This is a genomic window from Xanthobacter autotrophicus ATCC 700552, assembly GCF_043194565.1.
GTDB lineage: Bacteria > Pseudomonadota > Alphaproteobacteria > Rhizobiales > Xanthobacteraceae > Xanthobacter > Xanthobacter autotrophicus_F.
This window is the reverse complement of record NZ_JBAFVS010000007.1, coordinates 21,230-45,998: the sequence shown is the minus strand read 5'-3', so window position 1 is coordinate 45,998 and position 24,769 is coordinate 21,230. Positions and strand designations below refer to the sequence as shown.

Below are 24,769 nucleotides of genomic sequence, written 5' to 3'. Positions count from 1 at the left end.
CCTAGAACGAAAGGGAGAAGGGGAATGACGTATCGCATCCTGTCTTTGGACGGCGGCAATGGCGGCAAGGCCGGCGTGTTCCTCTCGACGCTGGAGCGCCGGGCCGACGTGCTGGGCTTCAGCGTCCTGCGCCCGATCGACCTGTTCGCCGGCACCTCGAACGGCGCCGTCAACGCCCTGCTGATGGCGTGGTTCGACGATCCCGTCCTCGCCTTCGAGGCGGTGCTGCGCTTCGACGATGAAGTGCGGGAGAGCCAGACGCTCTGGTCCATCGCCGGCACCGTGCTGGGCAACAATGCCGCCATGACCACGGGACGCATCAAGGCGTTCTGCGACGAGGTGTTCGGCCCCGGCGCCATCCTGGCCGACGTGAAGCGGCCGGTGCTGGTCAACACGGTGCAGCTCGACAATGCCCTTTCCGACGGGCAGCGCAGCTGGCTGCCGCGGACCTTCACCAACTTTCCCGGCGATCTCGGCCGGGTGGAGCTGATCGTCGACGTGGTGCTGCGCACCATGGCCATGCCGCTGCAATATCCCATCTACCAGAGCGACGCGCAGACCGGCCCGGCCTATGTGGACGGCGCCGTGGCCTCCAACAACCCGGCACTGACGGCGGTCACCGCGGCGCTGGGGCATCAGCAGAAGCTGGAGGACATCACCCTCCTGTCCATCGGCACGCCGCGCAATCTCGCCGGCCAGTCCCGCTATCTGGCGCCCGGCCTGTCCGAGGGCAGCGCCGACTGGGGCTATCGCCAGTGGCTGCTGGATCCGTTCAACCCGCTGGTGCTGGTGGACCTGTTCCTGCAAGCGGGCGCCGCGGCCACCAGCGCGCAGTGCGCCCAGCTTCTGGGGTCCCGCTTCCAGCGCGTCGATCCGCCGGTGTTCACCGGGCCGGCCTGGGATGCGCCGGAGACCAACGCGGTGCTGGACACCACCGTGGACTGGCTGACCGCCCACGGCTGGAACCATCCGGCCTCCGCCGCCGTGAAGGAGCCCGCCGGCTCCGTCGCGTGACGGGGCTTCACGGCGGCGCCGGAGCGGTTTCCGGCCCGCCGGCGGCCCCTGAGGGGGACCGGTTCAAGGGACGCCGCAATGGACGGCCGTGACGGCCGGAAGGGGGAGCATGGAACAGCCAGTAGAGGACCAGCCAGACGGGGAACAGGCAAAAGCGGCCCCGGCCCGCTTCTTCGCCTATCCGAGCGCGGACGGGGTCGCCCTGTTCGGGCGCGATTGGGGCGATCCCGCAGCGCCTTTGCCGGTGGTGCTGTTGTCCGGCCTCACCCGCAATTCGCGGGACTATGAGGCCCTTGCCGAAGCGCTGGTGGCCGATGCGGTCCATCCCACCCGCGTGGTGGCGTTCGACTATCGCGGGCGCGGCGGCTCGGGGCATGCGCCCTATCCCACCTACACCCCCATCCAGGAGGCACAGGATATCCTCGCCGGCCTCGCCATGCTGGGCATCTCCCGGGCGGTGGTGCTGGGCACCTCGCGCGGCGGCCTTGTCATGTTCGTGCTGGCGATCCTGCGGCCGCAGCTGTTCGCCGCCGCCATCTTCAACGACATCGGTCCGTTCGTGGACGTGGCCGGCATCCTGCGCATCGGCGGCTATGTGGGCGCGCCGCTGCGTGCGACCTGGCCGGAGGCGGTCGCTGACCTGAAGGCGACCCAGGGCTTCATGTTTCCGGCCCTGAGCGATGCGGAGTGGGAGCGCTTTGCCCGCCAGATCCATGGCGATGCCGGCGGCAGGCCTTGCCTCTCCTATGATCCGGCGTTGGGAGAGGCATTCAAGGCCGTCGATCCCGGCAAGCCCCTGCCGGACCTGTGGCCCGGCTTCGACGCGCTCGCTCATGTGCCGGCCATGGTGGTGCGCGGCGCACTGTCGGACGTGCTCTCGGCCAAGACGGTGGCGGACATGGCCGCCCGCCACCCGGGCCTCGTGATCCACGAGGTGGCGGACCAGGGTCATGCCCCCCTGCTGTGGGACGCGCCCGCGCAGCAGGCCATCACCGCCTTCATCCGGTCGGTGTCGTAAGGCGCTCAGCCGTTGTGTGGTGTTTGGCGCGCGGCAGGGGAGGTCGCCATGGAGCTTCAGGACGGCGCTTCAGGTCCCGGACCCGGTCCGGGCGAGGTGCTGATCCTCCACGGCTTCACCCATGTGCTGGCGCAGGAGGGCATGCGCACGCGCCTGATGGGATGCCTCAGCCCGGAGGAGGAGGCACGCCGCCGGGCCTTCGCCTTCCCGCGCGACCGGGATCTGTTTCTACTGGCGCACGCGGTGAAGCGGCTGGCGCTCGGCCGCGTCATGGGGGTTGATCCCCTGGGCCTCGCCTTCACCCGCGATGCTTTCGGCAAGCCTGTCCTCGCCGGCCCTTTCCAGGCGGGGCCGCTTGAAGGTGAGCTGGGGTTCAGCCTGTCCCATTCGGGGGAGGCCGTCGCCGTCGCCATCGCCCGCGCATCCATGGTCGGTATCGATGTGGAGGCCCATGCGCGCGAGGTTCCACTGGAGGCCATGGCCATGGTCATGGCCGATGCCGAGGTGGCGGATCTCGCGGCCTCGGGCGGGTTCGCCCGGCGCAAGGCATTCGCTTACTGGACCCTGCGCGAGGCCTTCGCCAAGGCGGTGGGCCTGGGCCTGTCGCTGCCGCGCAACGACGTGTCCTTCCGCCTCGCCGCGCAAGGGCCTACCGGGACGGGGCCGCCTGCCGTGGACCATCTGGCCGGGCATTGGGGGGCGGCGGGCGACTGGCAGCTTCTCCAATGCGACCTCGGCACGACGCACCTCCTGGCTGCCGCCGTCCGCGCGCCGTCGGTGGCCTGGCGGCTGGTGCCCATCGAGACCGTCCTCGCCTGCGGTACTTCCATACGCTTAAGCGTCAATACATAAATCATGTTAAGTTATTAATTGACGCAGGCGGGGTCAGCCGCATAAATCTCGCCGAGTTTCCCCGGCGCGTGCCGCCATACAGGCTTAAGGCACCCAGCCCCGGCCTGGCGGGCCTCACTGCAAGGCGAATTTCCGATGTCGAGTCGCGTCATTCCGGTGCAACCCTTCGTTCTCACGGTGTTCGGCGCCACCGGCGATCTGGCGCGGCGCAAGCTCCTGCCTGCGCTCTACCAGCGCGACCGGGCCGGCCAGCTGCCGGACCGCGCCGTCATCGTCGGCGCGTCGCGCCAGCAGATGACGCCGGAGGAGTTCGCCGCCTTCGCCCGCGCCGCCATCACCGAATATGTGCCGGCCGGCGACCTCGACGCCGAGGACGTGGCGCGCTTCCTCGCGCGCCTCACCTATGTGCCGGTGGAAGCCGAGGGCGAGGCCGGATGGCCGCAGCTCGCGACCCTCATCGCCACCCATGAGGACATGATCCGGGTGTTCTATCTGGCCACCGGGCCGGCCCTGTTCGGCCCCATCTGCACCCGCCTCGGCGCCCATGGCATCGCTGCGGAAGGCGCGCGGGTGGTGGTGGAGAAGCCGCTGGGCAAGAGTCTGGAGAGCGCTGTCGCGCTCAACAAGGCCATCGGTCAAGTGTTCGAGGAGCGCCACGTCTACCGTATCGATCATTATCTGGGCAAGGAGACGGTGCAGAACCTGATGGCGCTGCGCTTCGCCAATACCCTGTTCGAGCCGGTGTGGAACAATGCCCACGTCGACCACGTGCAGATCACCGTGGCGGAAGATATCGGCACCGCCGGGCGGGCCGGTTACTACGACACCGCCGGCGCCCTGCGCGACATGGTGCAGAACCACATCCTCCAATTGCTCTGCCTGGTCGCCATGGAGCCCCCCGTGTCGCTGGACGCGGATGCGGTGCGGGATGAAAAGCTGAAAGTGCTCAAGGCCCTTTTGCCCATCGACGAGAGCAATGCCAGCCAGTTCACCGTGCGCGGCCAGTATCGCGCCGGGGCCTCGGCGGGCGGGGCGGTGCCGGGCTATCTGGAAGAGCTGGGGTCCGGAGCGTCCGAGACCGAGACCTTCGTGGCGCTGAAGGCGGAGATCGGCAACTGGCGCTGGTCCGGCGTGCCGTTCTACCTGCGCACCGGCAAAAGGCTGGCCTCGCGGGTGTCGGAGATCGTCATCACCTTCCGGCCGGTTCCCCATTCGGTGTTCGACGAATCCGCCGGCACGCTCCGCGCCAACGTGCTGGTGCTGCGGCTCCAGCCGGAGGAGGGGGTGAAGCTCTGGCTGATGATCAAGGACCCCGGCCCCGGCGGCATGCGGCTTGAGCATGTTCCCCTCGACATGAGCTTCGCCAGCGTGTTCGGCGTGCGCAATCCCGATGCCTATGAGCGCCTGCTCATGGACGTGGTGCGCGGCAACCAGACCCTGTTCATGCGCCGCGACGAGGTGGAGGCGGCCTGGCGCTGGGTGGACCCGATCCTGGAGGCGTGGCGCGCCTCGCGCGAGCCGCCCAAGCCCTACACCGCCGGCACCTGGGGTCCCGCCGCCGCCATCGCCCTTATCGAGCGCGACGGCCGCACCTGGTCCGGCGACGACTGACGGCCGGCCTTGCGCCGGTGACCCTTCCGGCATCGCGCGGCAGGGTCTCTGGCGCTAAAAGAGGGCCGCGCCAAAAGATGGTCGCAAGAAACGCGTATAAGAGACGAATATAAGAGATCGATCGCCGGAAGACCCGCCGCAGGATCGGCGGCTGCCCCCGGGAGGAGACCGCCATGTCCGCTGATATCCCCTCTGCTTCAGTCCCGTCCGCTCCGCTCAATGCCCGCGTCGCGGAGGTGACGGAGCGGATCGCGCAGCGTAGCCGCGTCCAGAGACAGCGCTATCTCGACCGCATCGCCGCCGCTGCCGCCCACAAGCCCCGCCGGCAGGCGCTGGGCTGCGCCAACCAGGCCCATGGCTTCGCCGCCTGCGCCCCCGGCGACAAGGCGGTGCTGCGCGAGGGCCAGGGCGCGAGTCTGGGCATCGTCACCGCCTATAACGACATGCTCTCCGCCCACCAGCCCTATGAGCGCTATCCCGCGCTGCTGCGGGAGGCCGCCCGTGCCGCCGGTGGCGTGGCGCTGGTGGCCGGTGGCGTGCCCGCCATGTGCGACGGCGTCACCCAGGGCGAGGCCGGCATGGAACTCTCCCTGTTCTCCCGCGACGTGATCGCCCTTTCCACCGCCGTGGCCCTGTCCCACCAGACCTTCGATGCGGCGGTGTTCCTCGGCATCTGCGACAAGATCGTGCCCGGCCTCGTCATCGGGGCCTTGTCGTTCGGGCACCTGCCGGCGGTGTTCATCCCCTCGGGGCCCATGACCTCCGGCCTGTCCAACACCGAGAAGTCGAAGATCCGCCAGCTGTTCGCGGAAGGAAAGGTGGGCCGCGACGCGCTGCTGGAAGCGGAATCCAAGTCCTACCACGGCCCCGGCACCTGCACCTTCTACGGCACCGCCAACACCAACCAGATGCTCATGGAGATCATGGGCCTGCATCTGCCCGGCGCCTCCTTCGTGACCCCGGACACGCCGTTGCGCGATGCCCTCACCAAGGCGGCGGCGCAGCGGGCACTGGCCATCACCGCCCTGGGCAACGATTACATCCCTGCCGGCCGGATGCTGGACGAGAAGGCGTTCGTGAACGGCATTGTCGGGTTGCACGCCACCGGCGGCTCCACCAACCACACCCTGCACCTCGTCGCCATGGCGGCGGCCGGGGGCATCGCCTTGACCTGGCAGGACTTTTCCGACCTCGCCGAGGTGACGCCCCTGCTCACCCGGGTCTATCCCAACGGCACGGCGGACGTGAACCACTTCCACGCCGCGGGCGGCATGGCCTTGGTCATCCGCGAGCTGCTGGGCGCCGGCCTGCTGCATGGGGATGCCGAGACCATCCTCGGGCGCGGGCTGGAGGCTTACACGAAAGAGCCGGTGCTGGCCGAGGACGGCAGCCTCGCCTGGCGTGACGGCCCCGCCGCCAGCGGCGACGACGCCGTGCTGCGCACCGCCGCCGCCCCCTTCCAGGCCACCGGCGGGCTGAAAGTGCTGGAGGGCAACATCGGCCGCGCGGTGATCAAGACTTCGGCCGTGGCTTCCGAGCGCCACGTCATCGAGGCCCCGGCGCGGGTGTTCCACGCTCAGGAGGAGCTTCAGGCCGCGTTCAAGGCCGGCGAGCTGACCTGCGACATGGTGGCGGTGGTGCGGTTCCAGGGTCCCCGGGCCAATGGCATGCCGGAGCTGCACAAATTGATGCCGCCCTTGGGCGTGTTGCAGGATCGCGGGCTGAAGGTGGCCCTCGTCACCGACGGCCGGCTGTCCGGGGCCTCGGGCAAGGTGCCCTCGGCGATCCATGTGACGCCGGAAGCGGTGGACGGCGGCGCCATCGCCAAGGTGCGCGACGGCGACCTGGTGCGGGTGGACGCGGTGGCCGGCACGCTCGAAGTGTTGGTCCCGGCGGCCGAATGGGCGGCCCGCGCCCCGGTGACGGTGGACCTGTCCGCCTCCCACGTCGGCGTCGGCCGCGAACTCTTCGCCCCCTTCCGCGCCGCCGTCGGCCAGGCCGAAAAGGGCGCCAGCATTTTCCAGGAGGTTTTCGCGTGAACGATACGATCCAGTCCGGTCTCCATGCCATCCTGTCCCGCGCGCCGGTGGTGCCCGTGGTGGTCGTCGAGCGTGCGGCAGATGCCGTCCCGCTCGCCCGCGCCCTGGTGGCGGGGGGCCTGCCGGCCATCGAGATCACCCTGCGCACCGCCGAGGCCATGGAGGCCATCCGGGCCGTGGCCGCCGAAGTGGAAGGCGCCATTCCGGGCGTCGGCACGGTGCTCGATGCCGACCAGCTCGAAGAGGCCGAGAAGGCCGGCGCGCGCTTTGCGGTCTCGCCCGGCGCCACGTCGCGCCTGCTCGATGCCGCCGCCGGGTCCGGCATCCCGCTGCTGCCCGGCATCGCCACGGCGGGGGAGGCCATGCGGCTGATCGAGCACGGCTATCGCTATGCCAAGTTCTTCCCGGCCGAGCCGGCGGGCGGCAGCGCCTATCTCGCGTCCATCGCCTCGCCCCTGCCGCAGCTCACCTTCTGCCCCACCGGCGGCATCAGCCTCGCCACCGCGCCGGGCTATCTCGCCCTGCCCAACGTGATCTGCGTCGGCGGGTCCTGGATGCTGCCGCGGACCCTGGTGGCCGCCGGAGACTGGGCCGCCATCGAAACCCTCAGCCGCGCCGCCGCGACGCTGCGGGCTGGCGCCTGAGCGGCGCGGCTCAGAGGGTGGAGAAGCGGTAGAGGGAGACGTGGCGGTAGGTCTCGCCGGGATCGAGCCGGGCGGAGGGGAAATCCGGCCGGTTCGGCGCATCGGGCCAGGCCTGCGGCTCCAGGCAGAAGGCGTCGGACTGGCGGTGCAGGCGGCCATATTTGCCCTGCGCCGCCCCGTCGATGACGTTGCCGGAATAGAATTGCACGCCGGGCTGGTCGGTGATGAGCTCCATCACCCGGCCGGACTGCGCGGCCCGCACGCGGGCGGCGAGGCGTGGCGTGGCTGAGGGTTCAAGACAATAATTATGGTCGTAGCCGCGCCCGAAGCGCAGCTGCTCATGGTCGTCGCGGATGCGTGCGCCGATGAGCGCGCCGGCGCGGAAATCGAACGGCGTGCCGTCCACCGTGCGCGGCGGGCCGGGCAGGGGGATCGCCGCGGCGTCGGTGGCGAGGAAGGTCTCGGCGGCGATGGTCAGGTGATGGCCGAGGATGTCGCCGCCCGCCTCCACCCCATCCAGGTTGAAGAAGGCGTGGTTGGTGAGGTTGACCATGGTGGGCCGGTCGGTCACCGCCGCAAAGGCGATGGTCAATTCGCCCGGACCGGAGAGGCTGTAGGTGACACGGGCGTCCAGCGTGCCGGGAAAGCCGCCGGCCCCGTCCGGGCTGGTGTGGCGCAGGGTGACCGCGGGGACCGGGTCCTCGTCCACGGCCTCGATGGTCCACAGTGCCCGGTCGAAGCCGTGGAAGCCGCCGTGCAGCATGTTGGCGCCGTCATTGGCATCAACGGCGACGCGGGCGCCGTCCAGCTCGAAGGCGGCCCCGGCGATGCGGTTGGCGAAGCGGCCTACGGTGACGCCGTAGAAATCGCGCGTCCGCCCATAGCCGGCGGCGTCCTCATGGCCGAGCACCACGTCGGCGAGCACGCCATGGGCATCGGGCACGCGCAGCGCCTGGAGCGCCGCGCCATAGGTGATGACCGACGCCTCGAAGCCGCCGGCCCCGATGAGCCGCACCCGCTCCACCACCGGCCCATGGGGCAGCAGGCCGAAATTCTCGCGCAGGATGGCGGTCGTCATCGCTTTTTGCCCTCGAACGGCAGCGTTCTGGCATGGGTATACCATTGGCCCATGAGCTTGGCTCGTGGGCCAATGGTCAAGCCCGCGCGGCACTTGAGCGGCCCACTTGTCCTCGGTCGAAGACCGAGGACAATGGCAAATACGATGACGCCGGCGATCAGATGGCCCTGATCATTTCCCCCAGCGCAGCACCAGCGGATCGAGCCGGCGGGCGATCTCGATCAGGCCGGCGCGGGTGGCGGGGTGCATGGCCGGCAGGGGCGCGCGCACGGTCTCGTGGGCGATGACGCCGCCTTCCTGCATCAGCGCCTTGCAGGCGGCGAGGCCGCACTGGCGGTTCTCGTAATTGATGAGCGGCAGCCAGCGCTGGTAGGCCTCCATGGCGGCTTCACGGTCGCCGGCGAAATAGGGGTCGGTGATCTGGCGGATGCCGTCCGCATAGGCGCCCCCCGTCATGGCGCCGGTGGCCCCGGCGTCCAGGTCGGCCATCAGGGTGATGGCCTCTTCCCCGTCCCACGGCCCCTCGATGGCGTCGCCTCCCGCCTCGATGAGGGCGCGCAGCTTGGCGGCTGCCTGCGGCACCTCGATCTTGAAATAGGCGAGGTTGCCGATTTCCCTGGCCATGCGGGCGAGGAACGGCACCGACAAGGGCGTGCCCGCCACCGGGGCGTCCTGCACCATGATGGGGATGGAGATGGCGTCGGAGACGCCGCGGTAGAAGTCGTAGATGGAGGCTTCCGGCACCCGGAAGGTGGCGCCGTGATAGGGCGGCATGACCATGACCATGGCCGCGCCCAAATCCTGCGCCCGGCGCGAGCGCTCGGCGCAGACGGCGGTGGAGAAATGGGTGGTGGTGACAATCACCGGCACCCGGCCCGCCACATGCTCCAGCACCGTGACCATGACGCGGTCGCGCTCGTCGTCGGTGAGCACGAACTGCTCGGAGAAGTTGGCGAGGATGCAGATGCCGTGGGAGCCGGCATCGATCATGCAGTCGATGGCGCGCTTCTGGCCGTCCAGATCAAGCGCCCCCGAGGCGTCGAACACGGTGGGCGCCACCGGGAACACGCCCTTGAACGGGCGCGCGGCTAAGAACGTGGGCATGGGTCACCTTCAGTGATTGTCGCGCGGCACCGGCGATCCGGTCCGGCCGACGAGGAAATCGAAATCCGCGCCGCGATCGGCCTGCAGCACATGGTCGATATAGAGGCGGGCATAGCCGCGCTCGGCGTGGGGGGCGGGCGGCACAAAGGCGGCGCGGCGCTGCGCCAGCTCCTCCTCGCCCACATGCAGGTGCAGGGCGCGGGCCGGCACGTCGAGGGTGATGAGGTCGCCGTTCTTCACCAGCGCCAGCGGCCCGCCGGCGGTGGCCTCGGGCGCCACATGCAGCACCACCGTGCCGTAGGCAGTGCCGGACATGCGGGCATCCGAGATGCGGATCATGTCGCGCACGCCCTGGCGCAGCAGCTTGGCGGGCAGGGGCATGTTGCCCACCTCCGCCATGCCGGGATAGCCCTTCGGCCCGCAATGCTTCAGCACCATGATGCAGGAGGCGTCGATGTCGAGGGCCTCGTCGTTCACGCCGTGGTGCATCTCCTCCACGCTCTCGAACACCACCGCGCGGCCGGTGTGCTGCATCAGCTCCGGCGAGGCGGCGGACGGCTTGATGACGGCGCCGTCGGGGGCAAGATTCCCGGTGAGGATGGCGATGCCCGCGTCCGCCTTGAACGGCGCCTCGAACGGGGTGATGACCTGCGTGTTCCAGCACGGCGCCTCAACCACATTCTCCCAGATGGTGCGGCCGTTGACGGTGAGCGCCTCACGGTTGAGCAACCCGCGCTCGCCCAGCGTCCGCAGCACCGCCGGCAGGCCGCCGGCATAGTAGAAATCCTCCATCAGGAAGCGGCCGGAGGGCATGAGGTCCACCAGGCAGTGCACGTCGCGCCCCAGCCGGTCGAAATCCTCCAGGGTCAGCTCCACGCCCACCCGGCCGGCGATGGCGAGCAGGTGCACCACCGCATTGGTGGAGCCGCCGACGGCAGCCAGCGCCCGGATGGCATTCTCGAAGGCGGCGCGGGTGAGGATATCCGAGGGCTTCAGGTCCTCTTTCGCCATCTCCACGATGCGCCGTCCGGCCATGCGGGCGAGTAGGTTGCGCCGGGCGTCGGCGGCGGGGATGGCGGCATTCTCCGGCAGGCCGAGGCCAAGGGCCTCGACCATGGAGGCCATGGTGGAGGCCGTGCCCATGGTCATGCAGCTGCCGGCGGAGCGGTTCATGGCCGCCTCCGCTTCGTGGAAGTCGGCGAGCGTGATCTCGCCGGCGCGCAATTGCTCGCTCATGGAGATGATGTTGGTGCCGGAGCCGATGATCTCGCCGCGATAGACGCCGCGCAGCTGCGGCCCGCCGGAGACGCCGATGGCCGGCAGGTCGGCGGAGGCCGCGCCCATGAGCAAAGCCGGGGTGGTCTTGTCGCAGCCCATCAGCAGCACCACGCCGTCCAGCGGATGGGCGCGGATCGCCTCCTCCACATCCATGGAGGCGAGGTTGCGGAACAGCATGGCGGTGGGCCGCATGGTCACCTCGCCCAGCGAGGAGACCGGGAATTCCAGCGGGAAGCCGCCGGCATCCAGCACGCCATAACGCACATGCTCCGCGATGGTGCGGAAATGGGCGTTGCAGGGGGTCAGTTCCGACCAGGTGTTGCAGATGCCAATCACCGGGCGGCCGTCGAACTGGTCTTGCGGAAAGCCGCTGTTCTTCAGGAAGGAGCGGTAATAGAAGCCCATCTTGTCCTGCCGGCCGAACCAGGCCTGGCTGCGCAGGGTCTTGGTGGCGGGCTTGCCTTTGGTCTCGTCGCTCATGCTGCGGGTCCCGTCATGCCGTCGCGGCGCGGCCGCCGCCGTTGGTCGGGGTGGCTGCGGGTCGTGTCTCGGTTCGGAATGGAGCACCGTCGCCACTCCCTCTCCCGCTTGCGGGGGAGGGTTGGGGTGGGGGCAGGCTGGTGCCGAGAAACACTGGCGGTTCCGGTAAAAGACGGCGGCGCCCCCTCCCTGCCCTCCCCCGCAAGCGGGAGAGGGGGCTCACGGAGCGCCCAGTCGGAGCACCGGACTTTCAAACTGAGACACAATTGGCGTGCGGCGGGGCCGTCCGTGCGATCCGGGCTGTGGCCCGGAGCACCGGCGCGAGGCTGGTCATTCCATGACACGGCGGCTGTCCTCCCGAGCCTGAACGCGGCTTTGGCCGCATTTTCTAAAACGATTTATGGCACGGCGAGGCACGGCTGAACAGTCGGTCTTGATCCGGCTTTCCACACCTCGCGCGGGTCATGAAAAAGCGGCCGGAGCGTTCGCCCCGGCCGCCGTGCGGATCGCAAATAGGGAAAGCCGCGTAAGGGCTTGAAGCAGGCCGGGTCGGTAAACCCTACCGGCTCCCACCATCAGCCGTGCAGCTTGATGGCGGTCTCGGCGATCCTCTTGCCCTGGTAGCGGGCGCCGTCCAGTTCGATGGCGGACGGCTGGCGGGCGCTGTCGCCGCCGGTGATGGTGGTGGCGCCATAGGGGCTGCCGCCGGTGATCTCGTCGAGGGTCATCTGGGCGCCGTAGCCATAGTCCAGGCCCACGATCACCATGCCGAAATGCATCAGGTTGGTGATGATGGAAAACAGCGTCACTTCCTGGCCGCCGTGCTGGGTGGCGGTGGCGGTGAAGGCGCCGCCCACCTTGCCGTGCAGCGCGCCACGTGCCCACAGGCCGCCGGCCTGATCGAGGAAATTGGCCATCTGCGAGGCCATGCGGCCGAAGCGGGTGCCCACGCCCACGATGATGGCGTCGTACTCGGCCAGTTCCGCCACGGTGGCGATGGGGGCCTTCTGGTCCAGCTTGAAGTGGGCCGCCTTGGCCACCTCTTCCGGCACCAGGTCCGGCACGCGCTTGATGTCGACGGTGGCACCGGCCTCACGGGCGCCGGCAGCGACGGCTTCCGCCATCTGCTCGATGTGGCCGTAGGCGGAATAATACAGGACGAGGACTTTGGCCATGGTGGGCTCCTTCAGAAACGGGGGGAACGGGGAGGGGAGAAGGGGAGGGGGTAGAGAAGGCGTCAGGCCGCTTCCACCAGCACCAGCTCGCTGTCTTCCAGCGCGGTGATGGAGAGGGCGGGCTCGCCGGAGATGGCGGCGCCGTCACGGGTGTCGAGGCGCAGGCCGTTCACCTCCACCGCCCCGGTGGCGGGCACCAGATAGGTGTTGAGGCCGCTCAAAGGGGCATAATCGATGGTCTCGCCCGCCTTCAGGGTGGCGCCGAGCACGCGGGCCCGGGCGCGGATGGGCAGGGCGTCCCCATCCCCCTCGATCCCGCTCGCCAGGGCCACGAAGCGGCCCGAGCGGTCGGTCTTGGGGAAGGGGCGGGTGCCCCAGGTGGGCGCGCCGCCGACCTGGTCGGGCTCGATCCAGATCTGGAAGATGCGCGTGGGCGCGCTTTCCAGATTGTATTCGGAGTGGCGGATGCCGCGCCCCGCGCTCATCACCTGGATGTCGCCGGCCACGGTGCGGCCGCGGTTGCCCAGGCTGTCCTCGTGGGTGATGGCGCCCTCGCGGACATAGGTGATGATTTCCATATTGGCGTGCGGGTGGGGCGGAAAGCCCGATCCCGGCGCGATCTCGTCGTCGTTCCAGACGCGCAGCTTGCCGTGGCTCTGGCGGGCGGGATCGAAATAATTGGCGAAGGAGAAGTGGTGCCGGGCGTTGAGCCAGCCGTGGTTGGCCTTGCCGAGGCTGTCGAAGGGGCGATGCTCGATCATGTGCGTGTTCCGTGGCCGACCGTGCGGCCTCTAAGGAGCGTCTTTCAGGCGAAGGGGATGATGTCGCCGGAAGGAAACGCTCCAGGTGTCGGGGTGGATATTAGGTTGGCGCCGGGCAAAGCAAAGTGGGTCGATGCGACAGTTGGATTTGCAAAAATGCAAACATGCCAAACCCCGCCGGATGCCCCGAAACGCGAACGGGCTCCGACGGGGCCGTTTCGACCCGGTCGGAGCCCGCTCAGCGAGGCTCGGTGTAGGCGTGGCAGGCTGGACGGCTATTTCGACATCAGCCCCAGCGCGTCGGCGAAGAAGTCGATGCCGCCGAAATTGCCGGACTTGAGCGCCATGAGGAGGTCGCCATGCCCGCCGCCGATGGTGCGCAGCACCGGCACGCCGGCCGCGATCTCCGGCCCCAGCGCAAAGGCGGGGATGCGCAGGCGGTCCACCACCGCGCCGGAGGTTTCCCCACCCGCCACCACCAGCCGGCGGACGCCGCGTGCGACAAGGCCTTCGGCGATGGTCGCCAGCGCCTGCTCGATGGCGTGGCCGGCAGCCTCGCGGCCGTGGAGGGCCTGAAGGCGCGCCACCTCGGCTGGCGACGCGCTGGAAGCGATGAGGACGGGGCCGCTCTCGATACGGCTTGCTGCCCACCCCAGGGCGTGCGCGGCCTCGGCGGGGCTGGAGACCAGCGCTTCGGCTTCCAGGTGCAGCACCGGCATGGCGCCTTCCGCCCGCGCGATCTGCTCCAGCGTGGCCTTGGAACAGCTGCCGGCGAGGCACGCGGCCAGCCCGCCCACCCCGGCCATGACGGATGTCGTCGTATCGACCCGCAGCACCCGGCCGGTGGCGACGAGGCCACGGGCCAGGCCGAGGCCGAGGCCGGAAGCGCCCACGGAGACCGGTGTTTCGACCGCCGCGGCGCCGAGGGCGACCAGGTCCCCCTCGTTCACCGCATCCGCGATCACGCCGCCGATGCCGTCGGCCGCAAGTTCCGCCAGCCGGGCGCGGATGGCATCGGCGCCGCGCGCCACCAGAGCCTGAGGGACAAGGCCCACCCGCGCGATGCTCTGCCGCCCCAGCACGCGCACCAGATTGGCGTCGTGCATGGGGTTGAGCGGATGGTCCTTGAGCGGGCTTTCGTTCAGCGGCACGGCGCCGACGAAGAGATGGCCCTGATAGACGGTGCGGCCCGTCTCCGGAAAGGCAGGGGTGACGAGCACCGCCGTTGCGCCGGCATCGGCGCTCAGCGCGTCGAGCACCGGGCCGATATTGCCTTCGTCGGTGGAATCGAAGGTGGAGCAGATCTTGTACATGACATGGCCGGCGCCGCGCGCCCTGAGCCAGCGGTCGGCGGCGCGGGCCTTCTCCACCGCCTCGGCGGGCGGCACGGAGCGGATCTTCAGCGAGACCACCACCGCGTCCACGTCGCCCAGCGGCAGGTCGTCGGCCGGGATACCCACGGTCTGGACCGTGCGCAGGCCGTTCTTGGCCAAGGTGTTGGCGAGGTCGGAGGCGCCGGTATAGTCGTCGGCGATGGCACCGAGGGCGAGGGTCATCCGTTCGCTCCCGCCTTGCGGGCCGGGGCTGAGGCGGCATAGGGCGCGAACCAGCCGAGCCCTTCCAGCGTGCCGGCGCGCGGGTTGTACTCGCAGCCGACGAAGCCGTCATAGCCGAGGCGATCCAGCTCCGCGAACAGGAACGGATAGTTCAGCTCCTCGCCATCCGGCTCGTTGCGGGAGGGCACGCTGGCGATCTGCACATGGCCGGTGATGGGCATGAGCCGGCGCAGCCGCATGGTCACGTCGCCGTGGATGATCTGGCAGTGATAGATGTCGAACTGGAGCTTCAGGTTGGGCAGGCCCAGCTCGGCGATGAGCGCTTCGGCGAAGGCGAAATCGTTGAGGAAATAGCCCGGCATGTTGCGGCCGTTGATGGGCTCCAGCACCAGGTCGAGGCCCTTGTCCGTCAGTGCGCCGGCGGCATAGGCCACCGCTTCGCCATAGGCGGCGCGGGCCTTGGGATCGCTGCGGTCGGCAAGGCCGGACATGAGATGCAGGCGCTTCACCCCGGTGGCGGCGGCATAGGTGAGGCCGGTCTCGACGCTCGCCTTCAGCTCGTCGAAGCGCTCGGGGAAGGCGGCGATGCCGCGCTCACCCGCCGCCCAATCGCCGGGGGGCAGGTTGAACAGGGCCTGGGTCAGGCCGTTGCGGGCGAGGCGCTCGCCCACCGCCTCCGGCGCATGCTCGTAGGGGAACAGGAATTCCACCGCGCTGAAGCCGGCATCGGCGGCGGCGGCGAAGCGGTCGAGGAACGACCACTCGGTGAACATCATGGTGAGGTTGGCGGCGAAGCGCGGCATGGGGATCTTCCGAGAGGGTCGGGGCGCGGCGGTCGGGGCGGCTCGAAGAACGCACCAATCCGCGCGCGGGCGCAAGCGGGGGCCGGGTAGGGAGCCGGGCCGGCTCAGGCCGGATCGCCCGGCAGCTTCGTGCCGGTGATGCGGGCATAGAGGCGGGCGACGGAGGCGTCATCATTGCGCCCCATGCCGGCGGCGGAAGTGGCCAGGAACATCTGCAGCGCGGCGGCGGACACCGGCACCGGGAATTTGGCGCTGCGCGCCATGTCCTGGATGATGCCGAGGTCCTTCACGAAGATGTCCACCGCGCTTCTGGGGCTGTAGTCGCCGGAGAGCACGTGGGGCATGCGGTTCTCGAACATCCAGCTGTTGCCGGCCGAGGCGGTGATGACCTCATAGACCTTGGCGATGTCGAGCCCCTGCCGCGCGGCAAAGGCGATGGCCTCGCTCGCCGCCGCGATGTGCACGCCGGCCAAAAGCTGGTTGATCATCTTGAAGGCTGCGCCCTCGCCGGGTGCCTCGCCCAGCTCATAGAGCTTGGCCGCCATGGCATCGAGCGCCGGCCGCGCCTTGGCGAAGGCCGCCGCGCTGCCGGAGGCGAGGATGGTGAGCGCGCCTTCCGCCGCGCGCTGGGCACCGCCGGAGATGGGGGCATCCAGATAGAGCCGGCCGGTGGCCTCCAGCCGGGCGGCGAGGGTGCGCGCGATCTCCGGGTCCATGGTGGCGGAGGAGATGAAGACGGCGCCCTCCGCCAGGGTCTGCGCCACGCCGTCGGGACCGAACAGGATGGCCTCGGTCTGGGCGGCGTTGACCACCACGCTCACCACCAATTCGGCGTCGCGGGCGGCCTCGGACGGGCTCGCCGCGCCGCGCCCGCCCTCGGCGGCGAAGCGGTCCACGGCGGCCGTGTTCACGTCGAAGCCGGCCACGTCGAAGCCGGCGCGCTTGAGGGACTGGGCCATGCCGTAGCCCATGGAGCCGAGCCCGATGACCGCCGCGCGCCCCGCTTTGGCCGCACCCGACCTGACCACCTCGGGCGAAAACTGTTCTGTCATGACCTGATCCTCGATCAATGAGGTTCAAGGCCGACGCCGGGGCGACGGCCTTGCATGGATTGCCGGGGCCTCCCGCGGATTGCGCCGCGGGAGGCCTTGGGTTCACTTGTTGACGAGCTTGGGCGAGGTGGTCAGCACCGCCGCCGCGCCCGCCACCAGGATCGCCGCGAGGGCATACATGCCCACCTGGGTGGAGCCGGTGAGGTCCTTCAGGAAGCCGATGAGGTAGGGGCTGACGAAGCCGGCGAGGTTGCCCACCGAATTGATCAGCGCGATGCCCGCGGCGGCACCCGTGCCGGCCAGGAAGGCGGTGGGCAGCGACCAGAACAGGGGCGCGCAGGAGATGGCGCCGGCGGCGGCGATGGACAGGAACAGGATGGCGACCGTGGTGCTGGTGGAGGTGGCGGCCACCGTGAAGCCCACCGCGCCCATCAGCGCCGGGATGACCAGATGCCAGCGCCGCTCGCGGTGGCGATCGGAACTGCGGCCGATCAGGTTCATGGCGATGACGGCGCAGATGAAGGGAATGGCGCTGACGAGGCCGATATGGAAGTTGCCGACCACGCCGGTCGCCTTCACCAGGGTGGGCATCCAGAAGGTGAGGGCATATTGGCCCATGACAAAGCAGAAGTAGATGAAGCTCATGAGCCAGATCCGCTTGTCGGCGAACACGGCAGCAATGGAATGGTGGCCTTCCTTGGTCTTCTCTTCCTGGGCGATTTCGCATTCCAGCACGGCCTTGTGCTCGGCGCTCAGCCATTTGGCGTCGCGAATGCCGTTGTCGAGATAGAAATAGATGGCGATGCCGATGGCGACGGCCGGAACGGCCTCGATGAGGAACATCCACTGCCAGCCGGCCAACCCCGAGGCGCCGTGGAAGCTGTCCATGATCCAGCCCGACAGGGGATTGCCGAAGATGCCGGAAATCGGGATCGCCGACATGAAGATGGCGATGATCTTGGCGCGCCGATGCGAGGGATACCAATAGGTCAGGTACAGGATGATGCCGGGATAGAAGCCGGCTTCCGCCACCCCGAGCAGGAAGCGCAGGGCGTAGAACATGGGCGCGCTGGAGACGAACATGAAGGCGGCCGAGATGAGGCCCCAGGTCACCATGATGCGGGCGATCCAGATGCGCGCGCCCACCTTGTGCAGGATGACGTTGCTGGGCACCTCGAACAGGAAATAGCCGAGGAAGAAGATGCCAGCGCCGAGGCCGTAGACAGTCTCGCTGAAGTTGAGGTCCTGCGACATCTGGAGCTTGGCGAAGCCCACGTTCACGCGGTCTAGGTAGGCGACCACGTAGCACAGCATCAGGAACGGGACGATGCGCCAGAAGACCTTGGCGTAGGCGGCCTTCTGCGTGTCCGGTTCCACGGCGACGTGCGCCGCGAGGGGCGCGGTTTGGGTGCTCATCGGGTCCTCCCTGGAGGGGTGTCGTGTTGGCTTTGCGGCTGGGGCCGCGTGGACAGCATGGCAGCGCTGCCATCAGCACATAGCAAAGAGTGGCAGCGCTGCCAAACAAAATATGGCAGCGCTGCCAAAATCCCGCCTTGATGCCTCCCCAGGAGCGTGACACAACAAGCCCAAACACTGAATCCGGGGTGCGGCTGCCGCTCATCCGGGTGCGCCCGTCTCCGGGCGGGGGGAGGGCGGGCGTGGCCGACAAAGACGCCGCTGCGATGCATGACGACGCGCTGGCCGGGCGCCGCGCGAGCGCCGGCGCGCTCGCCGGCTCGGGCTCTTCCATGGGTTCGAGCGCGGGCGTGACCCTCACCGACGTGGCGCGGGAGGCCGGGGTGGGCGAAAGCACGGCCTCGCGGGTCCTGCGCAGCCACGGATCGTTTTCCTCCAAGACCCGCGCCAGCGTGCTGGAGGCGGCCGCCCGGCTGGGCTACGTGCCCAACCGGATCGCGGGGTCCCTCGCCTCCACCGGCTCGAAGCTGGTGGGGATCATCGTGCCCTCGCTCGCCAACATCGTGTTTCCCGACCTGCTGCGGGGCGCCAATTCGGTGCTCGGCAAGGCCGGGTTCCAGTCGGTCATCGGCGTCACCGACTATGATCTTGTGGGCGAGGAAGCGCTGATCTCCTCGCTGCTGAGCTGGCGGCCCGCCGGGCTGCTGGTGGCCGGGCTGGAGCACACCGCGCGGGCCGACGCCATGCTGCGGGGCGCGGGCATCCGCATCATCGAGATGCTCGACACCGACGGAGCCGGCATCGACATGGTGGTGGGCTTCTCCAACCGGGAGGCGGGCCGCGCCGCCGCACGCCATCTCATCACGCGCGGCTATCGCCGGATCGGCTATGTGGGCCACGATCTGGCCCTCGACCTGCGCGCCGCCAAACGGTTCGAGGGGTTCCGCTCCGCGCTCGCCGAGGCCGGGCTTCAGGTGGCCGGCCAGGTGATCGCGTCGGTGCCCTCATCCATCGAGGCGGGGCGGGACGGGCTGGCCCGACTGCTTGACGAGACCCCCGATCTCGACGCGGTCTACTTCTCCAACGACGACATGGCCATCGGCGGCTATTTCCTCTGCCTGTCCAGGAGCATCGGCATTCCGGGCGAGCTCGCCCTGTTCGGCCACAACGGCCTTGAGGTCGCCCGCTGCGCGCCGCAGCCCTTGTCCACCATCCGCACCCCCCGCGTGGAGGTGGGCGAGGCCAGCGCGCGGCTCATCTCGTCGGACGGGCCGCCGGCGGTCGTGACGCTTGATTTCGAGCTGATCGAGGGCGCGACCACTTAAGTTTCACCGCTTCGGACCCGGCATTGCTGTTCCGGCCGGGCCGATCTCTTCCGTTCCCGCTTTGGAGCCTGCGTCTCATCCTGGAGGCCGGGCCGAGGACATGCCATGTCGGAAACAAAACTGCGCGAAAGCATCTGCATGTTCGGCCGCTCGCTGTTCGAGCGCGGCCTCACCCCCGGCTCGTCGGGCAATATCAGCCTGCGCCTCGACGATGGCGGCTGGCTGGTGACGCCCACCAATGCCTCGCTGGGCTTCCTTGATCCGGCGCGCATCTCGCGCCTCGACGCCACCGGCCGCATCGTCTCCGGCGACGCGCCCACCAAGGAGATCCCGCTCCACCAGGCGCTCTACGACACGCGCTCCGGCGCGCGGGCCATCGTGCACCTGCATTCCACCCATTCGGTGGCGCTCACCATGCTGCCGGAAATCAACCCCAAGGCGGTGCTGCCGCCCATGACGCCCTATTATCTCATGCGCTGCGGCCAGACCGCGCTGGTGCCCTATTATCGGCCCGGCGACCCGGCGGTGTCGGACGCCATCCGGGGGCTGGCCGGGCGCTATTCCTCGGTGCTGCTGGCCAATCACGGCCCGGTGGTGGCCGGCGACACGCTGGAAGCCGCCGTCTTCGCCACCGAGGAACTGGAGGAAACCGCCCGCCTCTATCTGCTGCTGCGCGGCCTGAACCCGCGCTACCTCTCGCCGGAGCAGGTGGCCGACCTGGTGAAGGTCTTCGGCGTCTCCCTGCCGGCGGACGAGCATGAGGGGCATGGGGGGCATGGGCATTAGGGGGCGGGGGCTTGCCGATCCAAAGCCCCACCACGGGCTCCCTCTGCCGGCGCCCGTCCGTCTCGCTGCTGGAGCGGATCAAGGTGGAGGCGAGCACGAGGGACGTGTCGTATCAGTCGCGGATCAAGATGTGGCTGAAGGAGGCGGTGGGGTGAGGGTACGCGCGTTCGGTGTAGGTCTGATACTCCGATAATCGCTACGGTTGCCCCCCTTCGCCAATAGGACGAAATTGATGTCAAGCGTACCAGACTCAGACCTCGTCATGGAGCCGCTGGCTCTTCGTCTGCAAACCAGCCCGGATATTTTTTACGCATCCGCTCTTCTACGGCTTTGTAGTGGTTCGGTGCGTCCAATGACGAGCGCGGGTCCGGCATTGCCCAGGCCAAACCTTCCAACTGGTGCCGGTCCTCCTCCACTCGCCACAGAGCCTCATTTTGCAGAGCATACTCAAAGAAAACGCTTCCATCATGCTCTGCAAAATTAGCCCAGTTCGGAAATTTGGCTGGATCAAATCTTGAATAGAACGATGCCCTGAGGGCCATGTCAGAAGAATGCAAAATGTCAGAAGTTGGTTTGAGGAGGCGAGCAATAATTCCACGCAAGTACCAAGACGGCGAGTGGTTAAACCATTCGGTGCTGTCCTCGGGTTTATCGTCAATGCGCCAACGTTCCAGCGCTGCGCTGACATCCAGACTGGGAGACCAAGCTACCGCATTTTGAAGAAGGCTCTCCAACACGCTTGCCCATTCCTGACTCATCGGCACATGCATCGTCAGAAGCCAAGCCTCATCGAAAACTCTATGGTAACTATACTGGTCCCATCCATCCATAAACAGTGACTTATACGGCGTTGAAATGCGCGGATTGGCTCCAGATGAGGCTAGTACCTTCTGGAATTGCTCCTCATTTAACAAACTAAACACATTTTCACGCTTGAATAAATAATCAAAATTCTGGTCACCAATATTAGGGTTTGTTACCCAGCACGTTAGCTCCGCCATGGTATCTGGGGATATCGCACTTAACAAGTCGAACGGCTCTGAAGGACCGCCACCTGCGATGTGGCATGCTCTCATAGTACAGCGATCAGCATGGCCGATTCGGGTATAGAGCTTACTGGCAACATCACAAGCCCATCCATACCGTGCGAGCCCATGGTCAATTAATGCGTCGTTTCGCTCGAACAGCACCCACTCAAGGTCACTGTGATCATCGGTCAATGAAAACCTGTTCCGGTATACAGAACGCGGGGGTTCCTGCTTGGACAACCAGTCGAAAGCCATTTGCGAATTGCAGACCTCCAAATAACGAAGATCGATAAGCTTTCTAATGTGCTCTCGCATAATCACACTCCCAAGCAGAAACCCCTACTTGCAAGCCGAGTAATAACCAATACTCGGCATCATGTATACTGTGATATACTTATCGCCCTCCCCGCCTACCTCGAAAACTTCTTGTACTGAATCCGCTTCGGGATCACCGAATCCAGCCCCAGGCGGCGCTTCTTGTCTTCCTCATAATCCGCGAAGTTGCCCTCGAACCATTCCACATGGCTGTCGCCCTCGAAGGCCAGCATGTGGGTGGCGATGCGGTCCAGGAAGAAGCGGTCATGGGAGATGATGACCGCGCAGCCGGCATAATCCTCCAGCGCCTCTTCCAACGCGCGCAGGGTTTCCACGTCGAGGTCGTTGGTGGGCTCGTCGAGCAGCAGCACGTTGCCGCCGCGCTGCAGCACCTTGGCGAGATGCACGCGGTTGCGCTCGCCGCCCGAGAGCATGCCCACCTTCTTCTGCTGGTCGCCGCCCTTGAAGTTGAAGGCCGCGCAATAGGCGCGCGAGGGGATCTCCTTCTTGCCGACGTAGATCACCTCGTTGCCGTCGGAGATTTCCTCCCACACGGTCTTCTTGTCATCCAGCGCGTCGCGGCTCTGGTCCACATAGCCGAGCTTCACGCTCTCGCCGATCTCGATGGTGCCGCCGTCCGGCGTCTCCTGCCCGGTGATCATGCGGAACAAGGTGGTCTTGCCCGCGCCGTTCGGCCCGATGACGCCCACGATGCCGCCCGGCGGCAGCTTGAACGACAGATCGTCGATCAGCATCTTGTCGGCGAACGATTTGCTGAGATGGTCGAAGGCGATGACATTCTGCCCCAGCCGCTCGGCCACGGGGATGACGATCTGCGTGGCGGAGGGCTGCCGCTCGGACGCCTTCTGCACCAGATCGTCATAGCGCTGGATGCGGGCCTTGTTCTTGGCCTGACGGGCCTTGGGGCTGGCGCCGATCCATTCCTGCTCGCGGGCTAGCGCCCGCTGGCGGGCCTCGTCCTCGCGGCCCTCCTGCTGCAGGCGCTTCTGCTTCTGGCCCAGCCAGGAGGAATAATTGCCCTCGTAGGGAATGCCGCGGCCGCGGTCCAGCTCCAGGATCCAGCCGGTGACATTGTCGAGGAAGTAGCGATCGTGGGTGACGATGAGGATGGCACCCGGATAGGTGCGCAGGTGGCCTTCCAGCCAGTTCACCGTCTCGGCGTCCAGATGGTTGGTGGGCTCGTCGAGCAGCAGCAGCTCGGGCTGTTCCAGCAGCAGCCGGCACAGGGCCACGCGGCGCCGCTCGCCGCCGGACAGGCGGGTCACGTCCCAGTCGTCCGGCGGGCAGCCCAGGGCGTTCATGGCCTGCTCCACCTTGCTGTCGAGATCCCACAGGCCCTGGGCCTCGATCTCGTCCTGCAGCTGGGTCATCTCGTCGGCGGTCTCGTCCGAGTAGTTCATGGCGAGCTCGTTGTAGCGCTCCATGATGGCCTTCTGCTTGGCCACGCCGTCCTCGACATTCTGGCGCACGGTCTTGGTCGGATCCAGCGGCGGTTCCTGCGGCAGGTAGCCCACGCGCACGCCCTCGGCGGGGCGCGCCTCGCCCGAGAAATCCTTGTCCATGCCGGCCATGATGCGCAGCAGGGTGGACTTGCCGGAGCCGTTGGCGCCGAGCACGCCGATCTTGGCATCCGGGTAGAAAGACAGGTGCACGTTGTCGAGCACCTTCTTGCCGCCCGGATAGGCCTTGGTCATGCCGTGCATGTGGTAGGCATACTGATAGGGCGCCATGAGCCGCCGTCTCCTGAAATGGGATGCGTTGAGTTGGCGCCGTTCTAGCCCTCGCGCGGCGGCGCGGCAAGGCAATCGGCCCCGCGGGCGGGGCCGGGTAACGGGAATCGGCCCCGCGGGCGGGGCCTTGGCGACAGGGAGGACGGGATGGGTACGGATCATTCCCACGACGACGGACACGGCACGGTGGACTGGCGCACGCACGGGGTGAAGGTGATCCCCGGCGACAGCCTCGATCCCAACACCGCCCAGACCCCAGGCATGAACCGCGCCGCCGCCATCAACCGGGCGCGGGCGGGGGCGGAGAAGATCTGGGCCGGCACGGTGCATATCCATCCGGACGCCAAGACCGGCGCGCACCACCATGGCGATCTGGAGAGCATCATCTATGTGGTGAAGGGCCGCGCGCGCATGCGCTGGGGCGCACAGCTGGAATATGTGGCCGAGGCCGGACCCGGCGACTTCATCTTCGTGCCGCCCTACGTGCCCCACCAGGAGATCAACGCGTCCCCGGATGAGGTGCTGGAATGCGTCCTGGTGCGCTCCGGGCAGGATCCGGTGGTGGTGAATCTCGATATCGAGCCGGTGGAGAAGCCCGAGGCGGTGAAGTGGATCGATCCCATCCATCGCGAATGATGGCGCTAGCGGATTGAACTATCGCGACTTTCTGCGGCTCCAGGTGCCGTGGGTCCGAAGCCTGTGGACAAGTTGGTGTGATGCCTGTTGCATTCTGCGTGGGGTTTTGGCATACGAACGCACCGCCGCGACGCACTGCGACGCCGGCAAAATGGATGCGGGTGTAGCTCAGGGGTAGAGCACAACCTTGCCAAGGTTGGGGTCGTGGGTTCGAATCCCATCGCCCGCTCCAAAATTCAATAAGTAAATCAAGAAGATACAAGATGGCCGCCTTGAGCGGCCTTTTTGTTTTTGGGCTGTGGTGTCCACATGGTGTCCACCGAATGCTACGTGAGCACCGTGCACACTCAACGCCACCCTTCGGATCACAACTGGGGCCTGGTTCGAATTTGAGACTGGAAGCGGTCGAAAGCGTGGGCCATCGGCTGGTATCCACTCGACATCGGGGTTTGCCTAGCTGACGTCGGCGTCATCCTCTCGCGTGCCTCCAACGAGCGAAATCAGAGCGCCTGCGACCCGCGATAGCGTGCGAACACGTGCTGACTACCCGGCCCGAAGAGCACGACCTGATAGACCTCGGGCGGCGTACCCGAAACCTCCATCCCTGGCGAGCCGGCGGGCATGCCGGCAACGGCCAGGCCCGTCGCCTGCGGTTGCTCGAGGAGAAGCCGCTTGATCGCGCTGGCCGGAACATGCCCCTCGACGACATAGCTGCCAACTTCCGCCGTATGGCAGGAGATCAGGGCATCGGGCACGCCGAGCCTGGCCTTGAGGGGCGCGAGGTCGGGTGCCTCGATCACTTCGACCGGAAATCCGGCTGCCTTCACATGGGCAACCCAACCGCCACAACAGCCACAGTTCGGATCGCGGGTCACGGTCATCTTGGGCAGTATCTCAGCCGCCCATGAGGATCGCGACAGCACGAGCATAGCGGTTGCCTGTATGGCCCCGATCATCAGCTCCCGCCGTGTTGCGAATAGCTTGGTTATCATGGCGCTTCTCCTTTCGTTGGCTGTTTCCTCGCCTCCGACTTCCAATCGAAGTTGC

22 protein-coding genes and 1 tRNA gene are annotated in these 24,769 nt (G+C 67.7%); 11 read left to right on the top strand and 12 right to left on the bottom strand.

What is annotated here, in order from left to right; genetic code table 11:
- Positions 1-24 precede the first annotated feature (24 nt).
- The 6 genes from V5F48_RS09710 to eda all read left to right on the top strand — a co-directional run bounded on the left by V5F48_RS09710 (position 25) and on the right by eda (position 7,178).
- On the top strand, positions 25-1,014 hold the full coding sequence (locus V5F48_RS09710; protein WP_394258512.1) for a patatin-like phospholipase family protein: 990 nt from the start codon (positions 25-27) through the stop codon (positions 1,012-1,014).
- A gap of 109 nt (positions 1,015-1,123) precedes the next feature.
- A complete protein-coding gene (locus V5F48_RS09705; RefSeq protein WP_394258511.1) occupies positions 1,124-2,032 on the top strand; it encodes an alpha/beta fold hydrolase in 909 nt (302 codons plus the stop codon).
- Between the two features lie 48 nt (positions 2,033-2,080).
- Entirely contained in the window at positions 2,081-2,884 is an 804-nt protein-coding gene (locus tag V5F48_RS09700) for a 4'-phosphopantetheinyl transferase family protein (RefSeq protein WP_394258510.1), read from the top strand.
- A 135-nt stretch (positions 2,885-3,019) separates the two neighbouring features.
- Positions 3,020-4,495, top strand: a complete 1,476-nt coding sequence (zwf, locus tag V5F48_RS09695; RefSeq protein WP_394258509.1) for a glucose-6-phosphate dehydrogenase — start codon at positions 3,020-3,022, stop codon at positions 4,493-4,495.
- 173 nt (positions 4,496-4,668) lie between these two features.
- Positions 4,669-6,534: a phosphogluconate dehydratase gene (gene edd / locus V5F48_RS09690; RefSeq protein WP_394258508.1), complete on the top strand. Its 1,866-nt coding sequence runs from the start codon at positions 4,669-4,671 to the stop codon at positions 6,532-6,534.
- Positions 6,531-7,178, top strand: a complete 648-nt coding sequence (gene eda, locus V5F48_RS09685; protein ID WP_394108453.1) for a bifunctional 4-hydroxy-2-oxoglutarate aldolase/2-dehydro-3-deoxy-phosphogluconate aldolase — start codon at positions 6,531-6,533, stop codon at positions 7,176-7,178. The genes edd and eda overlap by 4 nt, the downstream gene beginning before the upstream one ends.
- Before the next feature lie 10 nt (positions 7,179-7,188).
- Here eda and V5F48_RS09680 read toward each other — a convergent pair whose 3' ends face one another.
- The 9 genes from V5F48_RS09680 to V5F48_RS09640 form a co-directional block, all read right to left on the bottom strand.
- Positions 7,189-8,256 carry an aldose epimerase family protein gene (locus V5F48_RS09680; protein WP_394258507.1) on the bottom strand — a complete coding sequence of 356 codons (1,068 nt, stop codon included), beginning with the start codon at positions 8,254-8,256 and terminating at the stop codon, positions 7,189-7,191.
- A 171-nt stretch (positions 8,257-8,427) separates the two neighbouring features.
- Positions 8,428-9,360, bottom strand: a complete 933-nt coding sequence (locus V5F48_RS09675) for a dihydrodipicolinate synthase family protein (RefSeq protein ID WP_394258506.1) — start codon at positions 9,358-9,360, stop codon at positions 8,428-8,430.
- 9 nt (positions 9,361-9,369) lie between these two features.
- The gene (locus V5F48_RS09670; protein ID WP_394258505.1) at positions 9,370-11,118 is read right to left on the bottom strand and encodes an IlvD/Edd family dehydratase; all 1,749 of its coding nucleotides are present in this window, start codon (positions 11,116-11,118) and stop codon (positions 9,370-9,372) included.
- A 575-nt stretch (positions 11,119-11,693) separates the two neighbouring features.
- A complete protein-coding gene (gene wrbA / locus V5F48_RS09665) occupies positions 11,694-12,293 on the bottom strand; it encodes an NAD(P)H:quinone oxidoreductase (protein ID WP_394258504.1) in 600 nt (199 codons plus the stop codon).
- Positions 12,294-12,355: 62 nt separating this feature from the next.
- The gene (locus V5F48_RS09660; protein ID WP_394258503.1) at positions 12,356-13,054 is read right to left on the bottom strand and encodes a pirin family protein; all 699 of its coding nucleotides are present in this window, start codon (positions 13,052-13,054) and stop codon (positions 12,356-12,358) included.
- A 275-nt stretch (positions 13,055-13,329) separates the two neighbouring features.
- Positions 13,330-14,610: a 3-oxo-tetronate kinase gene (gene otnK / locus V5F48_RS09655; protein WP_394258502.1), complete on the bottom strand. Its 1,281-nt coding sequence runs from the start codon at positions 14,608-14,610 to the stop codon at positions 13,330-13,332.
- A complete protein-coding gene (otnI, locus tag V5F48_RS09650; RefSeq protein ID WP_394258501.1) occupies positions 14,607-15,413 on the bottom strand; it encodes a 2-oxo-tetronate isomerase in 807 nt (268 codons plus the stop codon). Before otnI ends, otnK begins: the two co-directional genes overlap by 4 nt.
- 104 nt (positions 15,414-15,517) lie before the next feature.
- On the bottom strand, positions 15,518-16,465 hold the full coding sequence (gene ltnD, locus V5F48_RS09645) for an L-threonate dehydrogenase (RefSeq protein WP_394258500.1): 948 nt from the start codon (positions 16,463-16,465) through the stop codon (positions 15,518-15,520).
- A gap of 102 nt (positions 16,466-16,567) precedes the next feature.
- Positions 16,568-17,881, bottom strand: coding sequence for an MFS transporter (locus V5F48_RS09640; protein WP_394258499.1), 1,314 nt, complete (start codon positions 17,879-17,881; stop codon positions 16,568-16,570).
- Positions 17,882-18,213: 332 nt separating this feature from the next.
- On the opposite strand from V5F48_RS09640, the gene V5F48_RS09635 reads away from it, so the two are divergent.
- The 3 genes from V5F48_RS09635 (at position 18,214) to V5F48_RS09625 (ending at position 20,147) form a co-directional block, all read left to right on the top strand.
- Entirely contained in the window at positions 18,214-19,206 is a 993-nt protein-coding gene (locus V5F48_RS09635) for a LacI family DNA-binding transcriptional regulator (protein WP_394258634.1), read from the top strand.
- Positions 19,207-19,311: 105 nt separating this feature from the next.
- Positions 19,312-19,992 (top strand): 3-oxo-tetronate 4-phosphate decarboxylase, encoded by a 681-nt coding sequence (gene otnC / locus V5F48_RS09630; RefSeq protein WP_394258498.1) that lies wholly within the window; start codon positions 19,312-19,314, stop codon positions 19,990-19,992.
- A gap of 11 nt (positions 19,993-20,003) precedes the next feature.
- Positions 20,004-20,147, top strand: a complete 144-nt coding sequence (locus V5F48_RS09625; RefSeq protein ID WP_394258497.1) for a CopG family antitoxin — start codon at positions 20,004-20,006, stop codon at positions 20,145-20,147.
- Positions 20,148-20,252: 105 nt separating this feature from the next.
- Here V5F48_RS09625 and V5F48_RS09620 read toward each other — a convergent pair whose 3' ends face one another.
- The gene (locus tag V5F48_RS09620) at positions 20,253-21,335 is read right to left on the bottom strand and encodes a hypothetical protein (RefSeq protein ID WP_394258496.1); all 1,083 of its coding nucleotides are present in this window, start codon (positions 21,333-21,335) and stop codon (positions 20,253-20,255) included.
- A 95-nt stretch (positions 21,336-21,430) separates the two neighbouring features.
- Complete coding sequence (gene ettA / locus V5F48_RS09615; protein WP_394108465.1) at positions 21,431-23,086, bottom strand: energy-dependent translational throttle protein EttA; 1,656 nt, start codon at positions 23,084-23,086, stop codon at positions 21,431-21,433.
- A gap of 147 nt (positions 23,087-23,233) precedes the next feature.
- Here ettA and V5F48_RS09610 point away from each other — a divergent pair, with 147 nt between their 5' ends.
- Both V5F48_RS09610 and V5F48_RS09605 read left to right on the top strand, forming a co-directional pair.
- Complete coding sequence (locus tag V5F48_RS09610; RefSeq protein ID WP_394258495.1) at positions 23,234-23,722, top strand: cupin domain-containing protein; 489 nt, start codon at positions 23,234-23,236, stop codon at positions 23,720-23,722.
- Between the two features lie 157 nt (positions 23,723-23,879).
- Positions 23,880-23,954 (top strand) — tRNA-Gly (locus V5F48_RS09605).
- Positions 23,955-24,222: 268 nt separating this feature from the next.
- Here V5F48_RS09605 and V5F48_RS09600 read toward each other — a convergent pair.
- Entirely contained in the window at positions 24,223-24,714 is a 492-nt protein-coding gene (locus tag V5F48_RS09600; protein WP_394040339.1) for a DUF411 domain-containing protein, read from the bottom strand.
- Positions 24,715-24,769: the final 55 nt, after the last annotated feature.

Bases quoted from the DNA above. Each gene is read 5' to 3' on its own strand.
- wrbA (WP_394258504.1), bottom strand. From the start codon at position 12,293: ATGGCCAAAGTCCTCGTCCTGTATTATTCCGCCTACGGCCACATCGAG.
- V5F48_RS09660 (WP_394258503.1), bottom strand. From the start codon at position 13,054: ATGATCGAGCATCGCCCCTTCGACAGCCTCGGCAAGGCCAACCACGGC.
- V5F48_RS09705 (WP_394258511.1), top strand. From the start codon at position 1,124: ATGGAACAGCCAGTAGAGGACCAGCCAGACGGGGAACAGGCAAAAGCG.
- V5F48_RS09680 (WP_394258507.1), bottom strand. From the start codon at position 8,256: ATGACGACCGCCATCCTGCGCGAGAATTTCGGCCTGCTGCCCCATGGG.
- V5F48_RS09640 (WP_394258499.1), bottom strand. From the start codon at position 17,881: ATGAGCACCCAAACCGCGCCCCTCGCGGCGCACGTCGCCGTGGAACCG.
- V5F48_RS09635 (WP_394258634.1), top strand. From the start codon at position 18,214: ATGGGTTCGAGCGCGGGCGTGACCCTCACCGACGTGGCGCGGGAGGCC.
- V5F48_RS09610 (WP_394258495.1), top strand. From the start codon at position 23,234: ATGGGTACGGATCATTCCCACGACGACGGACACGGCACGGTGGACTGG.
- zwf (WP_394258509.1), top strand. From the start codon at position 3,020: ATGTCGAGTCGCGTCATTCCGGTGCAACCCTTCGTTCTCACGGTGTTC.
- otnK (WP_394258502.1), bottom strand. From the start codon at position 14,610: ATGACCCTCGCCCTCGGTGCCATCGCCGACGACTATACCGGCGCCTCC.
- V5F48_RS09600 (WP_394040339.1), bottom strand. From the start codon at position 24,714: ATGATAACCAAGCTATTCGCAACACGGCGGGAGCTGATGATCGGGGCC.
- V5F48_RS09710 (WP_394258512.1), top strand. From the start codon at position 25: ATGACGTATCGCATCCTGTCTTTGGACGGCGGCAATGGCGGCAAGGCC.
- ltnD (WP_394258500.1), bottom strand. From the start codon at position 16,465: ATGACAGAACAGTTTTCGCCCGAGGTGGTCAGGTCGGGTGCGGCCAAA.
- otnC (WP_394258498.1), top strand. From the start codon at position 19,312: ATGTCGGAAACAAAACTGCGCGAAAGCATCTGCATGTTCGGCCGCTCG.
- ettA (WP_394108465.1), bottom strand. From the start codon at position 23,086: ATGGCGCCCTATCAGTATGCCTACCACATGCACGGCATGACCAAGGCC.
- V5F48_RS09620 (WP_394258496.1), bottom strand. From the start codon at position 21,335: ATGCGAGAGCACATTAGAAAGCTTATCGATCTTCGTTATTTGGAGGTC.
- V5F48_RS09700 (WP_394258510.1), top strand. From the start codon at position 2,081: ATGGAGCTTCAGGACGGCGCTTCAGGTCCCGGACCCGGTCCGGGCGAG.
- V5F48_RS09670 (WP_394258505.1), bottom strand. From the start codon at position 11,118: ATGAGCGACGAGACCAAAGGCAAGCCCGCCACCAAGACCCTGCGCAGC.
- edd (WP_394258508.1), top strand. From the start codon at position 4,669: ATGTCCGCTGATATCCCCTCTGCTTCAGTCCCGTCCGCTCCGCTCAAT.
- V5F48_RS09675 (WP_394258506.1), bottom strand. From the start codon at position 9,360: ATGCCCACGTTCTTAGCCGCGCGCCCGTTCAAGGGCGTGTTCCCGGTG.
- otnI (WP_394258501.1), bottom strand. From the start codon at position 15,413: ATGCCGCGCTTCGCCGCCAACCTCACCATGATGTTCACCGAGTGGTCG.